The sequence below is a fragment of the Bacillus proteolyticus genome, assembly GCF_001884065.1.
Classification (GTDB): domain Bacteria; phylum Bacillota; class Bacilli; order Bacillales; family Bacillaceae_G; genus Bacillus_A; species Bacillus_A proteolyticus.
Genome location: NZ_MACH01000004.1, coordinates 1 through 242, shown reverse-complemented (window position 1 = coordinate 242; position 242 = coordinate 1). Strand labels below are relative to the sequence as shown.

The window sequence follows — 242 nt, the reverse complement described above, 5'->3', positions numbered from 1 at the left end:
ACAAGGGATGGCAGGAAGCCATCTTAATTGTTCGACATACATAAACTGTTACTTCACTACCTATCGAATGTATGTTTGTTGTATAATAGACACATATCGAAATGGAGGTGAAATGAATGATGATTAATAAAGCATATAAATTTCGTATCTATCCAAATAAAGCACAAGCAACCCTAATCAATAAAACGATTGGCTGTTCTCGTTTTGTATTCAATCATTTCCTATCTCTATGGGATAATGCA

At 33.5% G+C, this 242-nt stretch carries 1 protein-coding gene; it reads left to right on the top strand.

Annotated elements, in window-relative coordinates; all coding sequences use genetic code 11:
- Window positions 1-116: 116 nt before the first annotated feature.
- On the top strand, window positions 117-242 hold a 126-nt coding region (locus BAQ49_RS01550; protein ID WP_153020471.1), incomplete at its 3' end, for a helix-turn-helix domain-containing protein.